At 74.1% G+C, this 24,595-nt stretch carries 19 protein-coding genes and 1 pseudogene; 7 read left to right on the forward strand and 13 right to left on the reverse strand.

What is annotated here, in order from left to right; all coding sequences use genetic code 11:
* Position 1: 1 nt before the first annotated feature.
* Together P2424_RS09425 and era are read left to right on the forward strand one after the other, a co-directional pair.
* Entirely contained in the window at positions 2–373 is a 372-nt protein-coding gene (locus P2424_RS09425; RefSeq protein WP_276475329.1) for a cytidine deaminase, read from the forward strand.
* An 87-nt stretch (positions 374–460) separates the two neighbouring features.
* Positions 461–1,432 carry a GTPase Era gene (gene era, locus P2424_RS09430; RefSeq protein ID WP_276475330.1) on the forward strand — a complete coding sequence of 324 codons (972 nt, stop codon included), beginning with the start codon at positions 461–463 and terminating at the stop codon, positions 1,430–1,432.
* 54 nt (positions 1,433–1,486) lie between these two features.
* Here the strand turns inward: era and P2424_RS09435 are convergent, their stop codons facing one another.
* The 6 genes from P2424_RS09435 to hrcA all read right to left on the reverse strand — a co-directional run bounded on the left by P2424_RS09435 (position 1,487) and on the right by hrcA (position 6,971).
* Positions 1,487–2,461, reverse strand: a complete 975-nt coding sequence (locus tag P2424_RS09435; protein WP_276475331.1) for a ribonuclease Z — start codon at positions 2,459–2,461, stop codon at positions 1,487–1,489.
* A 14-nt stretch (positions 2,462–2,475) separates the two neighbouring features.
* Positions 2,476–2,859, reverse strand: coding sequence for a histidine triad nucleotide-binding protein (locus tag P2424_RS09440; protein ID WP_276475332.1), 384 nt, complete (start codon positions 2,857–2,859; stop codon positions 2,476–2,478).
* Positions 2,860–2,912: 53 nt separating this feature from the next.
* Entirely contained in the window at positions 2,913–3,650 is a 738-nt protein-coding gene (locus P2424_RS09445; protein ID WP_276475333.1) for a 16S rRNA (uracil(1498)-N(3))-methyltransferase, read from the reverse strand.
* Positions 3,647–4,732 carry a nitronate monooxygenase gene (locus P2424_RS09450; RefSeq protein ID WP_276475334.1) on the reverse strand — a complete coding sequence of 362 codons (1,086 nt, stop codon included), beginning with the start codon at positions 4,730–4,732 and terminating at the stop codon, positions 3,647–3,649. Before P2424_RS09450 ends, P2424_RS09445 begins: the two co-directional genes overlap by 4 nt.
* A gap of 87 nt (positions 4,733–4,819) precedes the next feature.
* Complete coding sequence (dnaJ, locus tag P2424_RS09455) at positions 4,820–5,953, reverse strand: molecular chaperone DnaJ (RefSeq protein WP_276475335.1); 1,134 nt, start codon at positions 5,951–5,953, stop codon at positions 4,820–4,822.
* A gap of 1 nt (position 5,954) precedes the next feature.
* Positions 5,955–6,971: a heat-inducible transcriptional repressor HrcA gene (hrcA, locus tag P2424_RS09460; protein ID WP_026004907.1), complete on the reverse strand. Its 1,017-nt coding sequence runs from the start codon at positions 6,969–6,971 to the stop codon at positions 5,955–5,957.
* Between the two features lie 269 nt (positions 6,972–7,240).
* Between hrcA and P2424_RS09465 the strand changes: the two genes are divergently transcribed.
* From P2424_RS09465 to hemW, 3 genes are all read left to right on the forward strand, one after another.
* The gene (locus P2424_RS09465) at positions 7,241–7,984 is read left to right on the forward strand and encodes an MBL fold metallo-hydrolase (protein ID WP_276475336.1); all 744 of its coding nucleotides are present in this window, start codon (positions 7,241–7,243) and stop codon (positions 7,982–7,984) included.
* A gap of 41 nt (positions 7,985–8,025) precedes the next feature.
* Entirely contained in the window at positions 8,026–8,874 is an 849-nt protein-coding gene (locus tag P2424_RS09470; protein WP_276475337.1) for a DUF3097 domain-containing protein, read from the forward strand.
* A gap of 101 nt (positions 8,875–8,975) precedes the next feature.
* The gene (gene hemW, locus P2424_RS09475) at positions 8,976–10,223 is read left to right on the forward strand and encodes a radical SAM family heme chaperone HemW (RefSeq protein WP_276475338.1); all 1,248 of its coding nucleotides are present in this window, start codon (positions 8,976–8,978) and stop codon (positions 10,221–10,223) included.
* Positions 10,224–10,263: 40 nt separating this feature from the next.
* On the opposite strand, the gene P2424_RS09480 is transcribed toward hemW, so the two are convergent.
* The 3 genes from P2424_RS09480 to lepA form a co-directional block, all read right to left on the reverse strand.
* Positions 10,264–12,321, reverse strand: coding sequence for a SpoIIE family protein phosphatase (locus tag P2424_RS09480; protein ID WP_276475339.1), 2,058 nt, complete (start codon positions 12,319–12,321; stop codon positions 10,264–10,266).
* Positions 12,322–12,794: 473 nt separating this feature from the next.
* Positions 12,795–14,687: an AMP-dependent synthetase/ligase gene (locus P2424_RS09485; RefSeq protein ID WP_276475340.1), complete on the reverse strand. Its 1,893-nt coding sequence runs from the start codon at positions 14,685–14,687 to the stop codon at positions 12,795–12,797.
* 261 nt (positions 14,688–14,948) lie between these two features.
* Positions 14,949–16,823, reverse strand: coding sequence for a translation elongation factor 4 (gene lepA / locus P2424_RS09490; protein WP_276475341.1), 1,875 nt, complete (start codon positions 16,821–16,823; stop codon positions 14,949–14,951).
* Between the two features lie 255 nt (positions 16,824–17,078).
* On the opposite strand from lepA, the gene rpsT reads away from it, so the two are divergent.
* A complete protein-coding gene (gene rpsT / locus P2424_RS09495) occupies positions 17,079–17,345 on the forward strand; it encodes a 30S ribosomal protein S20 (protein ID WP_074998680.1) in 267 nt (88 codons plus the stop codon).
* 361 nt (positions 17,346–17,706) lie between these two features.
* Here the strand turns inward: rpsT and holA are convergent, their stop codons facing one another.
* Complete coding sequence (gene holA, locus P2424_RS09500; protein ID WP_346660125.1) at positions 17,707–18,708, reverse strand: DNA polymerase III subunit delta; 1,002 nt, start codon at positions 18,706–18,708, stop codon at positions 17,707–17,709.
* Between the two features lie 194 nt (positions 18,709–18,902).
* Between holA and P2424_RS09505 the strand changes: the two genes are divergently transcribed.
* Positions 18,903–19,148, forward strand: coding sequence for a hypothetical protein (locus P2424_RS09505; RefSeq protein ID WP_276478897.1), 246 nt, complete (start codon positions 18,903–18,905; stop codon positions 19,146–19,148).
* Between the two features lie 103 nt (positions 19,149–19,251).
* On the opposite strand, the pseudogene P2424_RS09510 reads toward P2424_RS09505, so the two are convergent.
* The 3 genes and pseudogenes from P2424_RS09510 to P2424_RS09520 form a co-directional block, all read right to left on the reverse strand.
* A pseudogene (locus P2424_RS09510) lies at positions 19,252–21,843 on the reverse strand (ComEC/Rec2 family competence protein); the annotation flags it as partial.
* Positions 21,844–21,962: 119 nt separating this feature from the next.
* A complete protein-coding gene (locus P2424_RS09515; protein ID WP_346660074.1) occupies positions 21,963–22,784 on the reverse strand; it encodes a ComEA family DNA-binding protein in 822 nt (273 codons plus the stop codon).
* A gap of 937 nt (positions 22,785–23,721) precedes the next feature.
* Entirely contained in the window at positions 23,722–24,567 is an 846-nt protein-coding gene (locus tag P2424_RS09520; RefSeq protein ID WP_276475343.1) for a DegV family protein, read from the reverse strand.
* Positions 24,568–24,595: the final 28 nt, after the last annotated feature.

Here is a 24,595-nt window from a genome sequence, read left to right on the forward strand (position 1 = left end):
TATGCTCGCCGTCATGAGCGACCAGAGCACCGCGGGGCCGACCCCGGAGGACCGCAAGATCGTCACCCTGGCGCGCAGCGCCCGCGCCCGCAACGCCGTCCCGGAGGGTGCCGCCGTCCGGGACGAGACGGGCCGCACCTACGTCGCCGGATCGGTGGCGCTGCCCTCGCTGCGGCTGTCGGCGCTGCGCACGGCCGTGGCCATGGCGGTGGCCTCGGGTGCCACGTCCCTGGAGGCCGCGGCCGTGGTCTCGGAGGCGGCGCAGGTCCCGGCCGAGGACCTGGCGACCGTGCGCGACCTGGGCGGGCCGGCCACCCCGGTGCTGCTCGCGGGCCCGGACGGCGAGGTGCACTCGACGGTACCGGCCGGCTGAGCCGCCGGACGGGCCCCTCTGCCGCCGGTCACCGGGGCGGGACCTCGGCGGCCGGGGCCACACCGTCCATCAGGGACAATGGTCGTCATGAACGCATCCTCCGCCACCACCGGCGACCCCGAAGGCCGCACCCAGGGCGAGGCGCCGCACCGCTCGGGATTCGCCTGCCTCGTCGGCCGCCCGAACGCGGGCAAGTCGACGCTGACCAACGCGCTGGTGGGCACGAAGGTCGCGATCACCTCCACCCGCCCGCAGACGACCCGGCACACGGTGCGCGGCATCGTGCACCGCCCGGAGGCGCAGCTCGTCCTGGTGGACACCCCCGGCCTGCACAAGCCCCGCACCCTGCTCGGCGAGCGCCTCAACGACGTGGTGCGCACCACGTGGGCGGAGGTCGACGTCATCGGCTTCTGCGTACCGGCCGACCAGAAGATCGGCCCCGGCGACCGTTTCATCGCGGGCGAGCTGGCGGAGCTGAAGAAGCGGACGCCGAAGGTCGCGGTGGTCACCAAGACCGACCTGGTCTCCCAGGAGGCACTCGCCCGGCAGCTGCTCGCTGTGGACCAGCTCGGGCGGGAGCTGGGCATCGAGTGGGCGGAGATCGTCCCGGTCTCCGGCACCGAGGGCTCCCAGGTGGACCTGCTGGCCGAGCTGCTGGTGCCGCTGCTGCCCGAAGGACCGCCGCTCTACCCGGACGGGGACCTGACGGACGAGCCGGAGCAGGTCATGGTCGCCGAGCTGATCCGTGAGGCGGCGCTGGAGGGGGTGCGGGACGAGCTGCCGCACTCGATCGCGGTGGTGGTCGAGGAGATGGTGCCCCGCGAGGACCGGCCCGCCGACCGGCCGCTGCTCGACGTCCACGCCAACATCTTCCTGGAGCGCCCCAGCCAGAAGGGCATCGTCATCGGCCCCAAGGGCAAGCGCCTCAAGGAGGTCGGCAGCACCTCGCGCCGGCACATCGAGGCCCTGTTGGGCACCCCCGTCTACCTCGATCTGCACGTCAAGGTCGCCAAGGACTGGCAGCGCGACCCCAAGCAGCTGCGCCGACTCGGCTTCTGACGCCGCGTCGGGCCTCGCTGCCGGTCCGGCCCGGGAACTCGTCGTCCGCGCACCTCAGCCGCGCGGGGGCACGGGCACACGCATCAGGTCACGCGCCGCGGTCAGTTCGCCCCGGAACCCGGCCGCGCGGGCCTCGGCCGCGAAGAGCGCGGTGTCCTGGTAGCGCTGCGAGAAGTGTGTGAGCACCAGGTGGCGTACGCCCGCCTCGGCCGCCACCCGGCCCGCCTGGAAGGCCGTCAGATGGCCTGAGACCTCGGCCAGTTCCGTCTCGGCCCGCAGGAAGGTCGACTCGATGACGAGCAGGTCGCAGCCCTCGGCCAGGTCCCGCACCCCGTCGCAGAGCCGGGTGTCCATGACGAAGGCGAACCGCTGCCCGCGGCGCGGCACGCTGACCTCCTCCAGCCGCACCCCCCGCAGCTCCCCCTCCCGCTGGAGGCGGCCGACGTCCGGGCCGCTGATGCCCCGCCCGGCCAGCCGCTCGGGCACCATCCGGCGCGTGTCGGGCTCCGTCAGCCGGTAGCCGTAGGTGTCGATGCGGTGCGAGAGCCTGCGCGCCTCCAGGGTGAAGGGCACCTCCCGCTGCCGGGCGCCGCTCTCTCCCGGGAACCGCTCCCGGCCCGCGGCCGTCAGGTGCTGCCCGGAAGCGGCCACCAGGACGCCGGGCTCCGCCACGGGTGCCTCCCGCAGCCGGAGCGTGTCGTGGAACGGGGTGGCGTGCCGCAGCCGCTCGAAGTACCGCTGCCCGCTCGCGGGATAGTGGGCCGTCACCTCGTGCGGCACCCCGTCGAGGCTCATGTGCTGGAGGACGCCGGGCAGGCCGAGGGTGTGGTCGCCGTGGAAGTGGGTCAGGCAGATCCGGGTCAGATCGTGCGCCGCGACGGTGGTGTGCAGCATCTGCCGCTGGGTGCCCTCACCCGGGTCGAACAGGATGCCCTCGCCGTCCCACAGCAGGACGTACCCGTTGTGGTTGCGCTGCCGGGTGGGAACCTGGCTGGCGGTGCCCAGGACGACCAGTTCGCGCGCCGACACCGTGCCTCAGCACCTCATCCGGGGGGCCATTCCAGACCGCGGCCGCCGAGCACGTGCGCGTGCGCGTGGAAGACGGTCTGACCGGCGCCGGACCCGGTGTTGAAGACCACCCGGTACCCGGTGCCGGGCCCGCCGTCCGGTACGGCGATCCGCTCCAGCGCCGCCACCTCCTCGGCCTCCCGCACCACGTCGGCGATCAGCTCCGGAGAGGCCGCCGCGAGGGACGCCGCGTCCGGGTAGTGCGCCTTCGGGATCACCAGCACATGGGTGGGCGCCTGGGGGTTGATGTCCCGGAAGGCGACGGTCGTGTCGGTCTCCCGCACCAGCGTCGCGGGCACCTCACCTGCGACGATCTTGCAGAACAGGCAGTCCTGCTGCGGTTCTCCGTTGGAAGCCATGCCGGGATGCTACCCGAGGGACGGCGCTGCCCCGGGTGCGTCCTGCCGGCCCCTCACCCCCACCGCCCGCACCGGGCGAGCAGCACCGCGGTGGCCGCCGTACCGGCCGTGGAGGTCCGCAGCACGCTCGGCCCGAGCCGCAGCGGCGCGGCCCCGGCCCGCGCGAAGACCTCCAGCTCCTCCGGCGCGACCCCACCCTCCGGGCCGACGACCAGCACGATCTCCCCCGCCTCCGGCAGGGCCGCCGAAGCCAGCGGCGTGCCGCCCTCCTCGTGCAGCACCGCGGCGAAGTCGGCGGCCTCCAGCAGCGCGGCGACCTCCCGGGTGGCGGCCAACCCGGCCACCTCGGGGAACCGCAGCCGCCGGGCCTGCTTGCCCGCCTCCCGCGCCGTGTTCCGCCACTTGGCGAGCGACTTGGCCGCCCGCTCCCCCTTCCACCGGGTGACCGCGCGGGACGCCGCCCACGGCACCACGGCGTCCACCCCCGTCTCCGTCATCGTCTCCACGGCCAGCTCCCCGCGGTCGCCCTTGGGCAGCGCCTGGACGACGGTGATCCGGGGACGGGGCGCGGGCTCGGTACGCACCTCGCGGACGGCGACCTCCAGCCGGTCCTTGCCCTCGGCCGCGGTCACGCTCCCGTACGCACCGGTGCCCGCGCCGTCCGTGAGGACGACCTCCTCGCCGGGCCGGAGCCGGCGGACCGCGACCGCGTGCCGCCCCTCCGGACCGTCCAGCACCACCGTGCCGGGCCGCAGCAGCCCGGCGTCGGCCAGGAACACCGGCGCGCTCACGATCCCGCCTCCCGCAGCTCGGCACGTGCCTCGTCGCACTCCGCCATCAGCACCTCCACGAGCTGCCCGGCGGGCAACTCCCGGGCCAGCCGGTGCCCCTGCCCCGCCCACAGCGCCATCGCCTGCGGATCGCCCGCCTTCGCCGCCGCCCGGCGCAGCCCGGCCGTCAGATAGTGCACCTGCGGATAGGCGGCCGGCGCGTACGGGCCGTGCTCGCGCACGAAGCGGTTGACCAGCCCCCGTGCCGGGCGCCCCGAGAAAGCCCGGGTCAGCTCGGTGCGGGTGAACAGCGGGTCGGTCAGCGCCCGCTTGTGCAGCGGGTGGGCGCCGGACTCCGCGGTGGCCAGGAACGCGGTGCCCAACTGGGCCGCGACGGCGCCCGCCGCGCGCACGGCGGCGATCTGCCGACCGCGCATCAGCCCGCCCGCGGCCACGAGAGGAAGCTGTATCGCTTCCCCGACCTGCGCGAGCAGGGACAGCAGCCCGACACCGGCGCTTCCCCGGCCGTCCTGCGGATCGTCCCGGTGCGTGCCCTGGTGGCCGCCCGCCTCGACGCCCTGCACGCACACGGCCTGCGCACCGGCCGCCTGCGCCACCCGCGCCTCGGCGACCGAGGTCACGGTGACGACGGTGCAGGTGCCCAGCGCCGCGAACCGCTCCAGCACCCGGCGGGCGGGGCAGCCGAAGTGGAAGGAGACGACCGGCACCGGATCGTCGTGCAGGACCGCGAGCTTCGCCTCGTAGGCGTCGTCCGTCTTGCCTTCCGGATCGCCCAGCTCCGTCTCGTACCAGGCGGCCTCACCGGCGAGCTGCTCGCGGTAGACCTCCACCGCGGCGGGGTCGGCGGTGCGGGGCTGCGGCATGAACAGGTTGACGCCGAACGGGCGCCCGGTGAGCTGCCGGAGCTGCCGGATCTCCTCGTACATCGCCTCCGGCGTCTTGTATCCGGCGGCCAGGAAGCCCAGTCCGCCGGCCTCGCACACCGCCGCCACCAGCTCGGGGCGGGAGACCCCACCCGCCATCGGCGCCTGGATGAGGGGGTGCGCAGTCAGCTCGGAGAGCGAAGGCGGCGAGGTGGACATGACCACATCCTGTCACGTCCCCTGTACGGCCCCGGCGCACCGCCCCCCGGCCCCGACCCGGGGGCCGGGGACCGCCGCCGGCCGCCCTCAGCGTCCGTTGAAGGCGTCCTTCAGGCGCGAGAACAGCCCCTGCTGCCCGGGCTGGAACTGGCCGGTGGGCCGCTCCTCGCCGCGGAGCTTGGCCAGCCGCCGCAGCAGCTCCTCCTCCTCCGCCTCCAGCTTGGTCGGAGTCGTCACCTCGACGTGCACGATGAGCTGGCCCCGGCCTCCGCCGCGCAGATGGGTGACGCCGCGTTCGTGCAGCGGGACCGACTGGCCGGACTGGGTACCGGGACGGATGTCGATCTCCTCCATGCCGTCCAGCGTCTCCAGCGGCACCTTCGTACCCAGCGCCGCCGCCGTCATCGGGATGGTGACGGTGCAGTGCAGGTCGTCGCCGCGACGCTGGAAGGTCGAGTGGGAGTTCTCGTGGATCTCCACGTACAGATCGCCGGCCGGGCCGCCGCCCGGTCCCACCTCACCCTCGCCCGAGAGCTGGATGCGGGTGCCGTTGTCGACACCGGCGGGGATCTTCACGGTGAGGCTGCGCCGCGAGCGCACCCGGCCGTCCCCGGCGCACTCCGGGCACGGAGTGGGCACCACGGTGCCGAAACCCTGGCACTGCGGGCACGGCCTGGACGTCATGACCTGGCCCAGGAAGGACCGGGTGACCTGGGAGACCTCGCCCCGGCCGCGGCACATGTCGCAGGTCTGCGCCGAGGTGCCGGGCGCGGCACCGTCGCCGCTGCAGGAGTTGCAGACGACAGCCGTGTCGACCTGGATCTCCTTGGTGGTGCCGAACGTCGCCTCTTCCAGGTCGATGTCCAGCCGGATCATGGCGTCCTGGCCCCGGCGGGTGCGCGAGCGCGGACCGCGCTGCGCCGCCGTGCCGAAGAAGGCGTCCATGATGTCGCTGAAGTTGCCGAAGCCCCCGCCGAAGCCGCCGGCGCCGCCGCCCGCGGCACCCGAGGCCGGGTCCCCGCCCAGGTCGTAGACCTGCTTCTTCTGCGGGTCCGAGAGCACCTCGTAGGCGGTGTTGATCTCCTTGAACCGCTCCTGGGTCTTCGGATCCGGGTTGACGTCCGGGTGCAGCTCGCGCGCGAGCCTGCGGAACGCCTTCTTGATCTCGTCCTGCGAGGCGTCACGCTGCACGCCGAGGACCGCGTAGTAGTCCGTCGCCACCTTATGACTCCGCCAGGATCTGTCCGACGTACCGTGCCACTGCGCGTACAGCTCCCATCGTTCCGGGGTAGTCCATGCGGGTCGGTCCGACCACGCCGAGTTTGGCGACTGCTTCGTCGCCCGAACCGTAACCGACCGAGACGACCGATGTGGAACTCAGCCCCTCGTGCTGGTTCTCATGCCCGATTCGTACGGTCATACCCGGATCCTTGGCTTCTCCGAGCAACTTCAGCAGCACGACCTGCTCCTCCAACGCCTCCAGAACGGGCCGGATGGTGAGCGGGAAGTCGTGCCCGAAGCGGGTGAGATTGGCGGTTCCGCCGATCATCAGCCGCTCCTCGGTCTCCTCGACCAGGGTCTCCAGCAGGGTGGCCAGCACGGTCTGGATCGTGCCCCTGTCGTCGGCGTCGAACGCCTCCGGGAGGTCCTGCACCAGGGAGGGGACCTCGGTGAACCGCTCACCGACCACCCGGCTGTTGAGCCGGGCTCGCAGGTCGGCCAGCACCGCCTCGCCGATCGGCGCCGGGCAGTCGATCAGCCGCTGCTCGACGCGGCCGGTATCGGTGATCAGCACCAGCATCAGCCGCGCGGGAGCCAGCCCGAGCAGTTCCACGTGCCGCACCGTCGAGCGGGTCAGCGACGGGTACTGCACCACGGCCACCTGCCGGGTGAGCTGCGCCAGCAGCCGCACCGTGCGGCCGACGACGTCGTCGAGGTCGACGGCGCCCTCCAGGAAGTTCTGGATCGCCCGGCGCTCGGGCGAGGAGAGCGGCTTGACCCCGGCGAGCTTGTCGACGAAGAGGCGGTACCCCTTGTCGGTGGGGATGCGGCCCGCGCTGGTGTGCGGCTGGGCGATGAACCCGTCGTCCTCCAGCGCCGCCATGTCGTTGCGGACCGTGGCCGGGGACACCTTGAGGTTGTGCCGCTCGGTGAGGGCCTTGGAGCCGACCGGCTCCTCCGTACCGACGTAGTCCTGGACGATGGCGCGGAGCACTTCAAGTCGTCGCTCGCTGAGCACGGCGCACACCTCCCGTCCGGCCGCTGGTCCGAGGTCCCGTTTCCGGCGGCTGCCCTCTGGCACTCGTCGTACCGGAGTGCCAAGCCCCTGGGCCAGTGTACGGCCGGTCACCACAGCCGGGGCAAGGGCCGCCCGCCCGCGGGCCCGACGGTACCCCGCCCACGCTCCCGGGCGCGGCTTCCGGACGCGGCTTCCGGACGCGGCTTCCGGACGCGGCTTCCGGAGCGGCCGGGAGCGCAGCGTACGGGCGCTGCGGTTAGCGTCGTCCCATGCAGCCGTTCGCAGAAGACGCCAGGCAGGACCCGTCGGCCGCCGACAGCCGCTGGGAGCGGATCGCCCCCGGGGTGCTGCGGCGCAGGCTGCCGCAGTGGGACGCGACGGTCGGCGCCGTCACCGGGGACAGCGGCGCGCTGCTCGTCGACACCGGGTCCAGCCTGCGGGAGGGCGCCGGAATCCGTGCGGACGTGGCCGCGCTGCTGGGGCGCCGGGTGACCCGGATCGTCCTCACCCACCCGCACTTCGACCACATCTTCGGCACCGCCGTCTTCTCCGGCGCCCAGGTGTACGCGGCCGTCGGCGTCCGCGAACTGCTGGCCCGCGGCACCGACGCACTGCGGGACGACGCCGTGGCGCACGGCCTGCTGGAGGACGAGGCGGGCGAGGCGGCCGACGTGCTGGTGCGCCCGCACCATCCGGTCAGCGGGCAACTCACCCTCGACCTGGGCGGACGCGAGGTCGTACTGGTGAACGTGGGTCCCGCGCACACCGAGCACGACCTGGCCGTTCTGGTGCCGGGCTCCCCCGACGTCGTCTTCTGCGGCGACCTGGTCGAGGAGTCCGGTGCACCGCAGGCCGGTGCGGACGCCCATCTCGCCCGCTGGCCGGCCGCGCTGGACCGGCTGCTGGCCCTCGGCGGCGAGGACGCGGTGTACGTGCCGGGGCACGGGGCGCTGGTCGACGCGGCGTTCGTGCGCACGCAGCGGGACGAGCTGGCGCGCCGCTCCGCGCCGTAGGGCGGGCGGCGGGCCGCGGGGCACGTAGCAGAATGAGCGGCATGCGCAGCCGTTACGACAACCCGGACCTGACCCCTCCGTGGAAGCGGCCCCGAGCCGTGCCGGAGGTGGCCGCCGAGCCGGACCTGGTGGTGGAGGAGGTCAGCACCGGGTTCTGCGGGGCTGTCGTGCGGTGCGAGAAGACCGCCGAGGGCCCGACCGTCACCCTCGAGGACCGCTTCGGCAAGCACCGGGTCTTCCCCATGGCGGCAGCGGCCTTCCTGCTGGAGGGGCGGACGGTGACGCTGGTGCGGCCCGCGCCCGGCGGCGGGCCCGGCGCGGGCGCCCCGGCCGGGCGGCAGCGGACGGCCTCCGGCTCGCTGGCCGTACCGGGCGCCCGGGCCCGGGTGGCACGCGCCGGCCGGATCTACGTCGAGGGGCGGCACGACGCCGAACTGGTCGAGAAGGTGTGGGGCGACGACCTGCGCATCGAGGGCGTGGTCGTGGAGTACCTGGAGGGCGTCGACGACCTGCCCGCCGTCGTGGAGGCGTTCTCGCCCGGCCCCGGAGCCCGCCTCGGCGTGCTGGTGGACCACTTGGTGCCCGGCTCGAAGGAGTCCGGGATCGCCGCGGAGGTCTGCGGGGACCACGTGCTGGTGGTGGGGCACCCGTACATCGACATCTGGGAGGCCGTGAAACCCGCGTCGGCGGGCATCCGGGCCTGGCCGCGCGTTCCGCACGGCCAGGACTGGAAGACCGGCGTCTGCCGCGCCCTCGGCTGGCCGGAGCACACCGGCGCCGCCTGGCAGCGGCTGCTGGGGCGGGTGCGCAGCTACCAGGACCTGGAGCCGGCGCTGCTGGGCCGCGTGGAGGAACTGATCGACTTCGTGACGGCCCCGGACGGCGCCTGACCGTCCCGGCGAGCCGCGCCGGGCACGGGCCCACGGGCGCGTGCTGCTCCCCCGGAACCGGCGGCTGCCGCGTCCGCGCGCGGACCGGGGACAATGGACGGATGCCCTCCGCACTGCCCGACGGCGAGCCCGTACCGTTCGACGGTTCGCTCCCCCCGCACGCACTGACCCGCGGCGCCGACAGCGCACGCCCGCTCGGTGTCTACCTCCACGTCCCGTACTGCGCCACCCGCTGCGGCTACTGCGACTTCAACACCTACACCGCGCCCGAGCTGCGCGGCGCCGACGGCGGGGTGGCCGCCTCGCAGGAGAACTACGCGCACAGCCTCACCGAGGAGATCCGGCTGGCCCGCCGGGCGCTGGGCGAGGATCCGCGCCGGGTCCAGACGGTGTTCGTCGGCGGCGGCACCCCCACCCTGCTGCCCGCCGCCGATCTGGGCCGCATGCTGGCGGCCGTCCGGGAGGAGTTCGGCCTGGCCGAGGACGCCGAGATCACCACCGAGGCGAACCCGGACTCGGTGGACCCCGGCTACCTGGCCGAACTGCGGGAGGCGGGGTTCAACCGGATCTCCTTCGGCATGCAGAGCGCACGCGAGCACGTGCTGCGGGTGCTGGAGCGCACCCACACTCCCGGGCGGCCGGAGGAGTGCGTCGCCGAGGCCCGCAAAGCGGGCTTCGCGCACGTGAACCTGGATCTGATCTACGGGACGCCGGGCGAGACGGACGAGGACTGGCGCGCCTCCCTGGACGCCGCGCTGGCCGCGGGCCCGGACCACATCTCGGCGTACGCGCTCATCGTGGAGGAGGGCACCCGGCTCGCCCGGCGTGTGCGGCGCGGCGAGGTGCCGATGACCGACGACGACGTGCACGCCGACCGCTATCTGATCGCCGAGGAACGGCTGACCGCCGCCGGCCTGGAGTGGTACGAGGTCTCCAACTGGGCGGTGGCGGGCGACCCGGCAGCCCGGTGCCGGCACAACGAGCTGTACTGGACGGGCGCCGACTGGTGGGGGGCCGGGCCGGGCGCCCACAGCCATGTCGGCGGGGTGCGCTGGTGGAACGTCAAGCACCCGGCCGGCTACGCGCGGGCGCTGGCCGAGGGCCGCTCACCCGGTGCGGGCCGGGAACTGCTGGAGGAGGAGGACCGGCGGGTCGAGCGGATCCTGCTGGAGCTGCGGCTCCGGCAGGGCTGTCCCCTCTCGCTGCTGGCCCCCGAGGGCGTCCGGGCGGCCGCCCAAGCCCGCGCCGACGGGCTGCTGGAACCGGGACCGTACGAAGCGGGCCGGGCCGTACTCACGCTGCGCGGCCGGCTGCTGGCCGACGCGGTCGTCCGGGACCTGGTGGACTGAGCCGGCCTCGCCAGGGCGCGGAGCACGCGGTGCCGGCCGGTCAGCCGGTGTGCGCGACGGCGGCGGCGCCGGTGGCCTCCGGCAGTCGCAGCACCAGCATCGCGAGGTCGTCGGCGGGCAGATCCGGCGCGAAGGCGTACACCGCGCGGCGCAGCCGCTCGGCCGTCCCGCCCGCGTCCAGCCCCGCGGAGTCGGCGAAGCACGCCGCCAGCCCGTCGCCGTCGTCGAACAGCCGACGGCCACAGCGCCGTTCGGTCACCCCGTCGGTGACACACAGCAGCGTGTCACCGGGGTGCAGCGTGAAGGACTGGCACTCGTAGCCGACCTGCTGGGCGACCCCGAGGAGTAACTGCGGCAGCGCGGCGGTCCGCACCTGCCCCGCGGCGTCCCGGACCAGCGGCAGCGGATGCCCGGCGCAGGTGAGCGTGCAGTCCACCAGGCCGTCGCGGAAGGCGAGTTCCCCGTAGACGACGGACAGGAACCGGGCCTGCTCACCGACCTCCCGGTTGAGCCGGTCCAGGGTCTCGGGTACGGAGTGGCCCTCGCGGGCCAGCAGCCGCAGCACCGGGCGGGCCAGTCCGGTGACCACGGCGGCTTCGGGGCCGTTGCCGCATACGTCACCGAGTGCGAACCGCCAGCGGCCGTCGGGCAACCGCAGCAGGTCGTAGAAGTCGCCGCCCGCCCAGGTGCCCTCACCGGCCGGTTCGTAGACCAGCGCGGTGTCCAGGCCGGGTACGTGCATCTCCTCGCTGGGCAGCAGCCCGCGCTGGAGGATCCGGCTGATGTTCTCCTGGAGCGCGTAGCGGCGGGCGGAGAGCACCGCGAGCGCCACCCGGCGGGCGAAGTCCTCCACCAGGCCCAGCACTTCGTCCGGTATCCGCAGCAGTCCGGCGCGTCCGATCACCAGCGTGCCGACCGGGCGGCCGCCGACGACCAGATCGCACTGGGCCGAGGCGCCGCTGCCGCCGCCCGCCGCGGCATCTTCCGGCCGGCGCCAAGGGGACGCCTGCCCCGGCAGCACCCGCCCGACGGGGGCCGGCGGTTCCTCGGCGAGCCGGGCCCGCAACTCCTCGATCCGGCCCTCCTGCGCGTGCCAGACCCGGGCCAGCCGGGGCAGCCGGGAGCGCTCGTCGTCCCGCAGCCACACAGCGCACCAGTCGGCGAAGCGGGGCACCATCAGCTGTCCGGCGAGCGAGGCGACCCTGTCCTCGTCGGTGTGCCCGGCCAGCAGGTCGGACGCCTCGGCGAGGAAGGAGAGCGCGCCGTTGCACATCCAGTCCCGGTGCGGGAGCCGGGGCGTCGGGCACCGGGCGGCGAGCGCGGCGCCGCCCGGCCCGTCCGGCGGGCCCCCGGGCGGCCACGGGTGCGGGCCCGGCGGGAGGCCCTCGCCGGGCGCCTCGTGCCGGGCACCGCCGGGAGCGGCGCCGGCGGCCGGGGTGTCACGCGGCACGGGCCCGCGCGGCCTCTCCCGTGCGGCGTCCGTCTCCCGTGCGGCCTCAGCGGCTGCTCGTATGAACGCGGCTGCCTCTGCGCCGACGTCCGCGTCCGCACCGACGTCCGCGTCTGCGTCTGCGTCTGCGTCTGCATCTGCATCTGCGTCTGCGTCTGCGTCTGCGTCTGCGCCCGGAGGGTGGACGGCCGCTGTACCGAGCTGGAACCACACCGACTTGCGGTCCCTGCGGTAGCTGATACCCCACTCCTTGGCGAGCGCACCGACCAGCCGCAGACCGTGCCCCTCCTCACCATGCGCGGCCACCCGACGGGCCGGGTGACGGTCGGCGACCTCCGTGTAGAGGACCCCCGCGGCGTAACGGCACTCCAGCGCGACCGATGTTCCCGCGTGCACCACCGCGTTGGTGACCAGTTCGCTCACCAGCAGTACCGCGTCGTCCGCGGGGGTGCCATGCACGCCCCACCGGCCCAGCGCCACCCGGGCGAAGCGGCGCGCAGCCCCCGCCGCGAGCGCGTTGCCCGGCAGTTCCGTCCGCACGGCATGCGGCATCCCGCCCCCGCCGCGCACCGCGCTCCCCGTGTCCGCCTCGGCGCCGTCCGCCCTCTCCACCGGCTGCGCCATCCGCACCTCGTACCCGCTGTTCATCGCACCCTCCCGGGCCTTCCCCGGGCACACATCCCCCGGCCGTTCCCTCACCGCTCGGCGCGGTAGAGCAAGGGTGACAGAAGGGGCCCGCTCATATGCGCCGAGTCACGGAAATGGTTGGCCGAAGACTGCCGCTCACGCCCGTGCCCGGTTGACATCGCCCGGCCGCCGGATACTCTGCTCTTTTCCTCGGAGCCGGAGGCCGTGCTCGGGGATGCTCCGGTGCCGCCGGTACGGGCGGACCGGGAGGCGATACCGGGCGCTACCGCGGCAGGAGTGCGCGCTGGTGCTGCTGGATACGGTGTTGCCCGGGATGACGGTGTTGCCCGGGATGGATGGTCTCGAGACAGCACAGCGCGAGGGTGATCCGCGCCGCGGAAACCGCCGGTCGCACCGCCTCCCGGACGACTGCGCCGGGCGGCTGTCGACGGTGGAACGCCACCCGGCGGGCCGCGAGTCCGCGGCCCGCGGGCTCAGCGTTCGCGAGCGCCCTCGTACATCTCCTCGATCAGCTCGCCGTACTCCCGCTCCACCACCGGGCGCTTCATCTTGAGGCTGGGCGTCAGCTCACCGTGCTCGATGTCCAGGTCGCGCGGCAGGACCCGGAACTTCTTGACCGTCTGCCAGCGCTGGAGCCCCGCGTTGAGCTGCTCGACATAGCCGTCCACCAGGGCGCGCACCTGCTCGGAGGCGACCACCTCGGCGTAGGGCTTGCCCCTGAGGTCGTCCCGGTCCGCCGCCCACGCCGTGATCGCCGGTTCGTCCAGTGAGATCAGGGCGGTGCAGTAGTTCCGGCCCGCGCCGTGCACCAGGATGTTGGAGACATACGGGCAGATCGCCTTGAACTGGCCCTCCACCTCGGCCGGCGCGATGTACTTGCCACCGGAGGTCTTGATCAGGTCCTTCTTGCGGTCGGTGATCCGCAGGTAGCCGTCGTCCGACAGCTCGCCGATGTCACCGGTGTGGAACCAGCCGTCCTCTTCCAGCACTTCGGCGGTCTTGTCCGCCAGCCCGTGGTACCCCTGCATGATGCCGGGGCCGCGCAGCAGGATCTCGCCGTCGTCCGCGATGCGCACCTCGGTGCCGGGCATCGGCTTGCCGACGGTGCCGGTGCGGAAGTTGTCGGTGCGGTTGCAGAAGCTGGCGGCGGACGACTCGGTGAGTCCGTAGCCCTCCAGGACCGGGATGCCGGCACCGGCGAAGAAGTAGCCCAGATCGGGTGCGAGCGCGGCCGAACCGGAGACGCAGCCGACCATCCGGCCGCCGAACGCGTCCCGCAGCTTGCTGTAGACGAGCCGGTCGGCCAGCGCGTGCTTGACCTTGAGCCCGGCCGGCGCGTCCGGCACCCCGGTGCGGCGCTGGTTGTCCTGCGTGGTCCGTGCGTACTCACGGGCCACCTCGGCCGCCCACTGGAAGATCCGGTACTTGGCAGCGCCGCCGGCCCGCGCCTTCTGCGCGACGCCGTTGTAGACCTTCTCGAAGATTCGCGGAACCGCGCACATCTTCGTCGGCTGGACGACCGGGAGATTGTCGATGATCTTGTCGACCCGGCCGTCCACCGCGATGACGTGCCCGGAGTCGATCTGCACGGAGATCAGCATCTTGCCGAAGACGTGCGCCAGCGGCAGCCACAGGTACTGCACGTCGTCACTGTTCAGCAGGCCCGTCTGCGGCACCGCGCGAGCCATGTACGACCAGGCGTCCTGTGCCAGCCGGACACCCTTCGGCTTTCCGGTCGTACCGGAGGTGTAGATGAGGGTGGCCAACTGGTCCGAGCGCAGCCCCTGCACCGTCTCGGTGATGGCGTCGGGATGCTTCTCCCGGTAGGCGGCGCCCCGCCGCTCCAGCTCGGCGAATCTCAGCGCCCAGTCACCCGCCGCGTCCTCGGCCCCGGGCTCCCCGTCGACGAGCACCACGTGCGCCAGGTTCGGCAGCTCGTCCCGGTGCGCGCGGACCTTGGCGAGCTGCTCGGCGTCCTCGGCGATCAGCACCTTGCTGTCGGAGTCGGCGAGGATGTACGCCGTCTCGGAGTCGTTGGTGCTGGGGTAGACGGTGGTGGTGGCGGCGCCCGCGCACAGAACGCCCAGATCGGAGAGGATCCACTCGATCCGGGTGCTGGAGGCGATGCCGACCCGTTCCTCGGGACCCACCCCCAGGTCCATGAGCCCCGCGGCGATGGAGAACACCCGCTCGGCCGCCTCGCGCCAGCTGTAGGAGCGCCACTCGTCCGGGCCCTCGCCCTCGCCCGCGGGCCGGATCACCGGATAGCGGTACGCCTCCGCGTCGGGTGTGGCCTCGACCCGCTCCAGGAAGAGCGTGGCCACGGAAGGCGGCCGGTTCTCGATCAGGGACTGTGTGTCGCTCACGACATCCTCCGGGACCCGCGTCCTGCTTCGTCGTCCTGTTTCTCGTCCTGCTGCGTGTCGGCTCGCGCTTATTGACTCACGAGTAACTACTGAGCAGTGATCAGAGTAAAGGCAGCAGCCCCCTTACGTAAGGGGTCTACCGCTACGTAAGGGGGCTGCTGCGGAGCGCACACGGACACCGGTGACAGAGCCGCCGGCCCGGACCGTCGACGGCGGGGAGGCGGCCGGGGCGCGGACCGGCCGCCCCCGCGGCGCACCGGGCTACTTCTTGGCCTTGGCCTTGGCGTCGCCGCCGGAGTCGTCGCTGGAGAGCGCCGCGATGAACGCCTCCTGCGGCACCTCCACCCGCCCGACGACCTTCATCCGCTTCTTGCCTTCCTTCTGCTTCTCCAGCAGCTTCCGCTTCCGCGAGATGTCGCCGCCGTAGCACTTGGCCAGGACGTCCTTGCGGATCGCGCGGATCGTCTCGCGAGCGATGATGCGGGCGCCGACAGCCGCCTGGATGGGTACCTCGAACTGCTGCCGCGGGATCAGCTCGCGCAGCTTGTTGGCCATCCGGGTGCCGTAGGAGTACGCCTTCTCCTTGTGCACGATCGCGGAGAACGCGTCCACCTTGTCGCCCTGGAGCAGGATGTCGACCTTGACCAGGTCGGCCGTCTGCTCGCCGGTCGGCTCGTAGTCCAGCGAGGCGTAGCCGCGGGTCTTGGACTTCAACGCGTCGAAGAAGTCGAAGACGATCTCCGCGAGCGGCAGCGTGTACCGCAGCTCCACCCGGTCCTCGGACAGATAGTCCATGCCCTGCAGGGAGCCGCGCCGCGACTGGCACAATTCCATGATCGCGCCGATGAACTCGCTGGGCGCGATGAGCGTCGCCCGCACCACCGGCTCGTGCACCGTGGCGGTCTTCCCGGTGGGGAACTCGCTGGGGTTGGTCACCACATGCTCGGTGCCGTCCTCCATCTCCACGCGGTAGATCACGTTGGGTGCCGTGGCGATCAGGTCGAGGCCGAACTCCCGCTCCAGCCGCTCCCGGATCACCTCCAGGTGCAGCAGTCCCAGGAAGCCCACCCGGAAGCCGAAGCCCAACGCCGCTGACGTCTCCGGCTCGTAGGTCAGCGCCGCGTCGTTGAGCAGCAGCTTGTCCAGGGCGTCGCGCAGCTCGGGGTAGTCGGAGCCGTCCAGCGGGTACAGCCCCGAGAACACCATCGGCTTGGGGTCCTTGTAGCCGGGAAGCGGCTCCTCGGCGCCCTTGGCCAGCAGCGTGACCGTGTCGCCCACCTTGGACTGGCGGACGTCCTTCACACCGGTGATCAGATAGCCCACCTCGCCCACGGCCAGTCCGTCGGCGGGCGTCATCTCCGGTGAGTTCGCACCGATCTCCAGCAGCTCGTGGGTGGCCCCGGTGGACATCATCCGGATCCGCTCGCGCCTGCCGAGCATCCCGTCGACGACCTTGATGTAGGTGACCACACCGCGGTACGCGTCGTAGACCGAGTCGAAGATCATCGCGCGAGCCGGCGCTTCCGCGTTCCCGGTCGGCGGGGTGACCTGGCGCACGACCTGGTCCAGCAGCTCCTCGACGCCCTCACCGGTCTTGGCCGAGACGCGCAGTACGTCACCCGGCTCGCAGCCGATGAGGTGCGCCAGCTCGGCGGCGAACTTCTCCGGCTGCGCCGCGGGCAGGTCGATCTTGTTCAGCACGGGGATGATCGTGAGGTCGTGCTCCATCGCCAGATAGAGGTTGGCGAGGGTCTGCGCCTCGATCCCCTGCGCGGCGTCCACGAGGAGAATGCACCCCTCGCAGGCCGCGAGCGAGCGGGAGACCTCGTAGGTGAAGTCCACGTGCCCGGGGGTGTCGATCATGTTCAGGACGTGCGGGGTGGCCGCGTCGTCCGTGGGGGCCCAGGGCATCCGCACGGCCTGGGACTTGATCGTGATGCCCCGCTCGCGCTCGATGTCCATACGGTCGAGGTACTGCGCACGCATCTGCCTCTTGTCCACGACGCCGGTGAGCTGGAGCATCCGGTCGGCAAGCGTGGACTTGCCGTGGTCGATGTGCGCGATGATGCAGAAGTTACGGATCAGCGCCGGGTCGGTACGGCTCGGCTCCGGCGCGTTCGTTGGGGTCGCGGGCACGCAGTGTCCTGTCGGTTCTGGCCTGTCGGTTTCGGGCTGTCGGTTCTTGCGGCGAGGTCTCGAACACCTTCGGCGGCCCGGTGCGGGCCCGTCGAGACGGGTGTGTCGCATCCCATGGTCCCATGCGCGCGGGGCACCGACCGGATTGGGAGGGGTGCTGCCCCGGCTGGTAGCCTGACCGACTGTGCCTTATGGCACTGAAGGGTGCCTGCTCGGCACCAGCGTTTGAAAACTCCGAACCGCAAAGGCTCATTCGTGGCGAACATCAAGTCCCAGATCAAGCGGATCAAGACCAACGAGAAGGCCCGGCAGCGCAACAAGGCCGTGAAGTCCGAGCTGAAGACCGCGATCCGTCGCACCCGCGAGGCCGTCTCCGCCGGTGACGCCGCCAAGGCGGCCGAGGCGCAGCAGGTCGCCGCCCGGAAGCTCGACAAGGCCGCCAGCAAGGGTGTCCTGCACAAGAACAACGCGGCCAACAAGAAGGCGGCGCTGGCCAAGCACGTGGCCACCCTCAAGGGCTGACCGCCCTCTCGGAGCACTCTGCAGCTCGTCGGTCTTCCTGACCACTCGGACTGACCACTCGAACTGATCGCTCGGACGACATGTGGCGGGCCCTCTCTCATCCGCCGTACGCCCGAGCAACCGCTTGAGACAGGGCGCCGCACGCGGCCTGCGTTCGCCACGCGGGTGCGGCGCACCGGACAGACAGCGAAGGCCCCGCCCCAGCCCCTCCCCAGGGCTCGGGCGGGGTCTTCGTCATGCCGTCGGCGCCGTCCTCCGGCGGTGGAGCGGCGCATACCGGAGGGACCGGCGGGCGGACCGGCCGGCCCACGAGGCCGGGGGCTGCGAACCGAAGCTCTCGGAACGGCGACGGCGGGTGCGGTCAGCGGGAGCGAGCAGCGCTCGCGATGGTGACGACGGCCTTCTCCAGCGCGTACTCCGGATCCATCCCGCCGCCTTTGACGGCCGCATCAGCGGCGGCGACGGCCCGCAGCGCGGCCGCCACCCCGTCCGGCGTCCAGCCGCGCGTCTGCTGACGCACCCGGTCGATCTTCCACGGGGGCATCCCCAGCTCTCGCGCGAGATCGCCCGGCCGCGCCCCCCGCGGGGCCCCGGCCAGCTTGCCGATGGCCCGCACCCCCTGCGCCAGCGCGCTGGTGATCAGCACCGGTGCCACCCCCGTGGAGACCGCCCAGCGCAACGTCTCCAGTGCCTCGGCGGCCTTACCCTCGACCGCCCGGTCGGCGACGGTGAAGCTGGACGCCTCGGCCCGGCCGGTGTAATAACGGCCCACCACGGCCTCGTCGACGGTGCCCTCGACATCGGCGGTCAGCTGCCGGCAGGCCGAGGCCAGCTCGCGCAGATCGCTGCCGATGGCGTCCACCAGCGCCTGGCACGCCTCGGACGTCGCCGACCGCCCCAGGGCCCGGAACTCGCCCCGGACGAACGCGAGCCGGTCCGCAGGCTTGGTCATCTTCGGGCACTCGACCTCGCGCGCACCCACCTTCCGCGCCGCGTCCAGCAGCCCCTTGCCCTTGGCACCCCCCGGGTGCACCAGCACCAGGGTGATCTCCTCCACCGGCGCCGTCAGATACGCCTTCACGTCCTTGACCGTCTCCGCCGCGAGATCCTGCGCAGCGCGCACCACGACGACCTTCCGCTCGGCGAAGAGCGAAGGACTGGTCAGCTCGGCCAGCGTGCCGGGCTGGAGTTCGCCGGGCGCCAGGTCCCGCACGTCCGTGTCGGCGTCCGCGGCGCGTGCGGCATCGATCACCGCCCGCACGGCACGCTCGATGAGCAGCTCTTCCTGCCCCACCGCCAGGGTCACGGGAGCGAGCGGATCGTCCGAGGTCTTCTTGCGCGTACCAGCCATCGCGAACAGCATCCCACGCCGCACCGACACGACGGGCCCCGAAGAGCCCCCGCCGGCCCACTCCCCCGACCCGGTGCGCACGCCTCCGGGACTCCGGCGGGCCGGGAACCGTCGGAGCGCGGAGGGGCGGCGGGGCCTGGCCCGCGGTCGGCTGCCGCCGGGCGGGGCCGGATACGGACCCGGGGCGCGGTTGAGAGAATGCCCCGGTGAACGACGTACGGCATGTGCTGGTGCTGCCCGACCGGGAGGCGGCCGAGGAGGTCGCCGCGACGCTGGAGGAGCGCCTCGGACTCGCCGAGGAGCCCGAACTCGTCCGTGACGCCCTCGCCGGAGAGGACGACGCCGAGGACGCCCAGTGGCTGGTGGTGCTCGAAGATCCGCCCGCCGCCTGCGACCCCGCCCTGCTGGAGGCGGTCGCCGCAGCGCACGAGGGCTGGTTGGAGCGCGACTGACCTGCCCGCCGGGGGCCGGGCCCGCAGCAGGCCCCGTGGGGGCATCGGCGGCGCCGGGAGTGCCGCGCCGGGTCACCACGGCGGGGGTGCCGTCCGGGCGCCGGGTCAGCGCCAGCGCCCCGTGCCGGTCCGTCCGCGCCACGAGAGCGCCCGCCGCGGCCAGCGCGTCCAGCGTCTCGGGCGCGGGGTGCCCGTACGGGTTCTCCCGGCCCGCCGAGACCAGCGCCACCCGGGGCCGGAGCCGCCGCAGCAGCGCAGGGGCCTGGAAGCGCGAACCGTGGTGCGCGACCTTCAGCACGTCCACCCGCGGCAGGTCGGGCCGGGCGGCCAGCAGCGCCTGCTGCGCCTCGGGTTCGAGGTCGCCGGGGAGGAAGAGGCGGAGGCCCGCGGTGCGGACGAGCAGGGTGACGCTGGCGTCGTTGGCTCCGTCGCCGTCGGATCCGCCCCCGCTTCCGGCAGCACGGTCCTCCGCGGGGCCCGGCGGGGGCCACAGCACCTCCCACCGCAGGTCTCCGGCACGCTGCCGCTCGCCCGCATGCGAGAGGTGTACCGGCACTCCCGCTGCGCGGGCCGTGCCTCTCACGAACGCCGCCTGGCCGGGCGGCTCCGCCAGCGCCGTCGTGCGGATCTCCCCGACGCTCCGCCCGCGCAGCACCCCGGGGAGCCCGGCCACATGGTCGGCGTGGAAGTGGGTCAGGACGACCAGCGGAACGCTGCGCACCCCGAGATCACGCAAGCACCGGTCGACAGCGTCGGGTTCGGGTCCCGCGTCCACCACGACCGCCCCACCCGCACCGCCCCGCTCCCCGTCCAGCGCGAGCACCAGCGCGTCCCCCTGCCCGACGTCGCAGGCCACCACTCGCCAGCCCGTCGGAGGCCACCCGGTGAACGGCCGCACCAGCGGAACCGGGCGCAGCACGGCCACCAGCACGCCCAGCGCGCAGGCGGCCCCCAGCCAGGGGCGGCACGCGGCGAACCCGCGCAGCACCGCCAGTGCCCCGGCCAGCAGGGCCGCCAGCCCCAGCGCGCCCGTCCAGCCGCCCGGCCAGCCGATCTCCGCGCCCGGCAGACCGGCGCCCGTGCGCGCGACACCGGCGACGGCCCGCACCGGCCATCCCGCCAGCCAGGCGAGCCCTTCCGCCGCGGGCATCGCCACCGGGGCCGCCGCGAGCGCGGCGAATCCCAGCACGGTGGCCGGTGCGACCGCGAACTCCGCCAGCAGGTTGCAGGGCACCGCGAGCAGGCTCACATGCGCCGCCAGCACCACCACCACGGGCGCACAGGCGGCCTGCGCCGCGGCAGCGGCCGCCAGTGCCTCCGCCGCCCGGCCGGGCCAGCCGCGCCGCCGCAGCGCTTCCGACCAGCGCGGTGCCACCGTCAGCAGGGACGCCGTGGCCAGCACGGAGAGCAGGAACCCGAAGTCGCGTGCCAGCCACGGGTCGTAGCACACCAGCAGCAGCACGGCCGCTGCCAGCGCGGGCAGCAGCGAGCGCCGCCGCCCGGTGCCGATGGCCCAGACCGTGATCAGCCCGCAGGCCGCCGCCCGCAGCACGCTCGGGTCCGGTCTGCACACCACGACGAAACCCAGCGTCAGCAGCGCGGCCGCCACGGCGGTGGCCCGCAGCGGAAGGCCGAGCCGGGGCGCGAGGCCCCGTCGCTCCGCCCGATGGGCGAGACCGGGCGGACCGATGAGAAGAGTCAGCATGATCGCGAGATTGCTTCCGCTCACCGCGAGCAGGTGCGTCATGTCGACCGCCCGGAAGGCGTCCGCCAGCTCCCGGTTCAGCCGGGAGGTGTCTCCGACCACCAGCCCGGGCAGCAGCCCCCGCGCGTCCGCTTCCAGCCCGTCGCTCGCCTCCCGGAGTCCGGCGCGCAGCTCGCCCGCTGCCCGTTGGACCGCGGTGGGCCCCGCCACGATCCGCGGCGGACCGGAGGGCACCCGCAGCACCGCCGCGATGTCCTGACCGCCCCGGCCGCCCGGCGCGGGGGGCATCAGATCGGCCTCGACTCGCAGCCGGGTGGAGGGGAGCAGCCGCAGCCACGCGCCGCGCGCCGCGCTGTCCGCGTCCCGGGCGCCTGCGGCCCCGGACCGCTTCCGGTCGGCCCGGCCGCCGGCCCGCTCGGGGCTGACCAGCAGCAGCACCGGCGTCCGCAGGCGGGTCCGGCTGCCGGACGCGCCCACCAGCGCGACCGCGTCGGCGCGGACCACCACTCTCCCGGCGAGCTGCCGCGCACCGAGCGTCCTGGGCCGCGTGGGGTGCGGGTCCTCGGTGACGGTGACTTCGACCGTCGCCCGCGCGTGGTCGGCGGCGAGCCCGGGTAAGGGGCCCCGGTGCAGATCGGCCGCGTGCAGAGCCGCCGTTCCGCCCGCCGCCGCGGCGCACAGCAGGGCCACGGCAGCGCTCACGGAAAGCGCCGGGCCCGCCGAATCCTTCCGTCCGGGGGAGTGTCCGGCAGCGTTCCGCGCCCTGCGCGGCCCGCACTCGCCGGAGCCGCGCGACCCGGTGCGCGACGGGGCCGCGGGGCCACGACGCCGGAGGGCTCCGGCCAGCAGGGCCAGCCCGGCGACAGCGCAGAGGACGACGCCGAGTACCGCCTGCCCGGCCGGGGCGCCCAGAGCCAGGGCAGCGGCCGCCCACGCCGCGCCGGCCGGCAGCACCAGTCGCAGGTCCGGGGGCTCCTCCCGGTCCCGCACCGGCCGACCGGCAGCCGGACGATCCGGCGCGGGTGCCTCGTCGGCGGCGCTGCGGGGTCCGGGCCGCGGGGCACCGGGTGGCGGACCGCCCGGGGATCCGGCGCGCGTACTGCGACGGCTCACGGCGTCACCTGCGGCTGGAGGTCCGCGAACCGCTTCTCCCCGATGCCGTTGACCTCCTTGAGCTGATCGACCGAGCGGAACCCGCCGTGCTGCGTGCGGTAGTCCACGATGTGCTGTGCCAGGACCGGCCCGACTCCCGGCAACGTCTCCAACTGCTCCCGGGTGGCCGAGTTGAGGCTGACCTTGCCGGCCGAGGGGCCGCCCGCGCTTCCGGCTCCCGGGGCACCGCCGCCCGGGACGGCGCCCCCGGCGGTCCGGGACCGGCCCGGCTCGCCCACGACGATCTGCTCACCGTCGACCAGCAGCCGGGCCTGGTTCAGACCCTCGGTCTCCGCCCCTTTGCGGAGCCCCCCGGCGGCTTCGATCGCGTCGGCCACGCGCGAGCCGGCGGGCAGTCGCTGCAGCCCGGGCTCGCGCACCTTCCCGGACACGTCGACCACCAGCCGCTGTCCGCTCGGGGCCGCACCGTCGGCGACCGGAGCCGTCGAGGACTCGGCGCTCTTCCCGGGATGTGCGGAGGCCCCACCGGGCGCGAACGGGCCGGACACGCCGGGAACGGGGACGCTCTGCGGCCGGCCTGTCCAGAAGTGGTGGACCGCGAAGCCGAGTCCGACGAGCAGCACCAGACAGAGCGCGACCAGCGTCTTGGGCTCCATACCGCAGCGCACCCGCAGCCAGACCGGCATCCGGTCGGCCAGCGCGAGACCCCAGCGTTCCCGCGCGGGCAGGGCCGCAGCGGGGTCCGGGACCGGGTCGGGAGGCGGGGCCGGGCCCGAGGACGTGACCGGGGCCGGGGGCGGGGCCGGCGGATCCGCCACCGGCAGGTCCCGCCGCTCGGTGCGGGGGTTGCCGCGGCGCCCGACGCGCTCGCCCGGTGCGGATCCGGGCTGCGGCGCCGGCGGACTCTGCGGACCGGCCGGGCCTCTCGGCGCTTCGCGTCGGTGCCTGCGCTCCTTGCTGCGCCGCACGGCCGACCGCGCAACTGCGACGGCCTCGACCCGCGGCATGAGGGTGATGTCCGGTTCGCGGCTGCGTGGCTTGCGCGTGGCCTCTTCGGTGATGCACGCGTCGCTCGTGGCCGGTTCGCTGGCGGGTCCGCGGCGGTCCGGGAGAGCGGCGCCGGGATGGTCGGCGGGGTGCCACCCGCTCGGCGGCCGGCCCCGGGGGTGGGGGCCGGGCGTGGAGCCGGTGGGAGGCTGCTCGGTCAGCAGCGCCCGGGCGCGGGCCGCCGCGCGGGGCCCGGTGGCCGGTGGGAGTACCCCGCGCCGCGGCAGCCGGTGCGTGCCCCGTCGAGTCGGGCGGGTGCCGGGAGCAGCCCTGGGTCCCCGGGGCGGTCGGCGCCGCGACGGGCGGCGCGGGCGACCGTCCGCGCCCCGGGGCTCGGCAGCGGCGCCCGCCGCGTACGGCTCCCGCGGCGCGTCCCGTCCACCGACCTGCTCCTCTTCTCCGGGTGGTCCGGCCTTGGGCCGCCCGTCGGGGGACGCGCCCTCCCGCTCCCCGCGGGGTCCGCCGTCGCCTCCACCGTCCGGGCGTTCACCGCCCCGCGCTGCGCGGCGGCTCCAGGCGCTTCCGCCCTCCCCCGGCGTTGCCCATGACGTCTCCCACGGCTCCTGCGGCCCCGCTCGACGGGTCCGGGTGGCGGCTGCTCCCGCTGCTCGTTCGCTCATGCCCACCGACGGTAGGGAGCCTCCGCAGCATCCGGTGATCTTGCTCGGTTCCGGTGGAGAACCCGCGAGTTGTGGATATCCCGCTCACTCACCTGAGGGAAAGCACGGCTCCCAGCAGCCCCGGACCCGTGTGGGCGCCGATGACCGCGCCGACCTCGCTCACATGCAGCTCACGCAGACCGGGCACCCGGGCCCGGAAGCGCTCGGCGAGCTGCTCGGCGCGCTCGGCGGCGGCGAGATGGTGCACGGCGATGTCCACCCGCGCGTCCCCGGCGCGCTCCACGACGATCTCCTCCAGCCGCGCGATGGCCTTGGAGGCGGTCCGCACCTTCTCCAGCATCCCGATCCGGCCGTCCGCGACCTCCAGCAGCGGCTTGACGGCGAGCGCGGAACCGAGCAGCGCCTGGGCCGCGCCGATCCGGCCGCCTCTGCGCAGGTAGTCCAGGGTGTCGACGTAGAAGACCGCCGAGATGCCCTCGGCACGCTTCTCGGCGGCTGCCACCGCCTCGTCCAGCGAGGCGCCGGCCTCGGCCGCCTCCGCTGCGGCCAGCGCGCAGAACCCCAGCGCCATGGCCACGACTCCGGTGTCGACCACCCGCACCGGAACCGGTGACTGCGCGGCGGCCAGCACCGCGGCGTCATGGGTTCCCGAGAACTCGGCGGACAGGTGCAGCGACACGATGCCCGCGGCGCCGGCCTCGGCGGCGGCCCGGTAGGTGCGGGCGAACATCTCGGGGCTGGGCCGCGAGGTGGTGACCGGGCGCCGCTCGCGCAGCGCGGTGGCCAGTGACCGCGCGGAGATCTCCGTCCCCTCCTCCAGGGCCCGGTCGCCGAGGACGACGGTCAGCGGCACGGCTTCGATCCCGTGCCTGCTCAGCGCCTCCGGCGGCAGGTAGGCGGTGGAATCCGTGACGATCGCGAGGGGGCCGTGCATGGAACGGAGGGTATCGGGCGGGCGAACG

The sequence above is a fragment of the Streptomyces sp. WMMB303 genome (genome assembly GCF_029351045.1).
GTDB lineage: Bacteria > Actinomycetota > Actinomycetes > Streptomycetales > Streptomycetaceae > Streptomyces.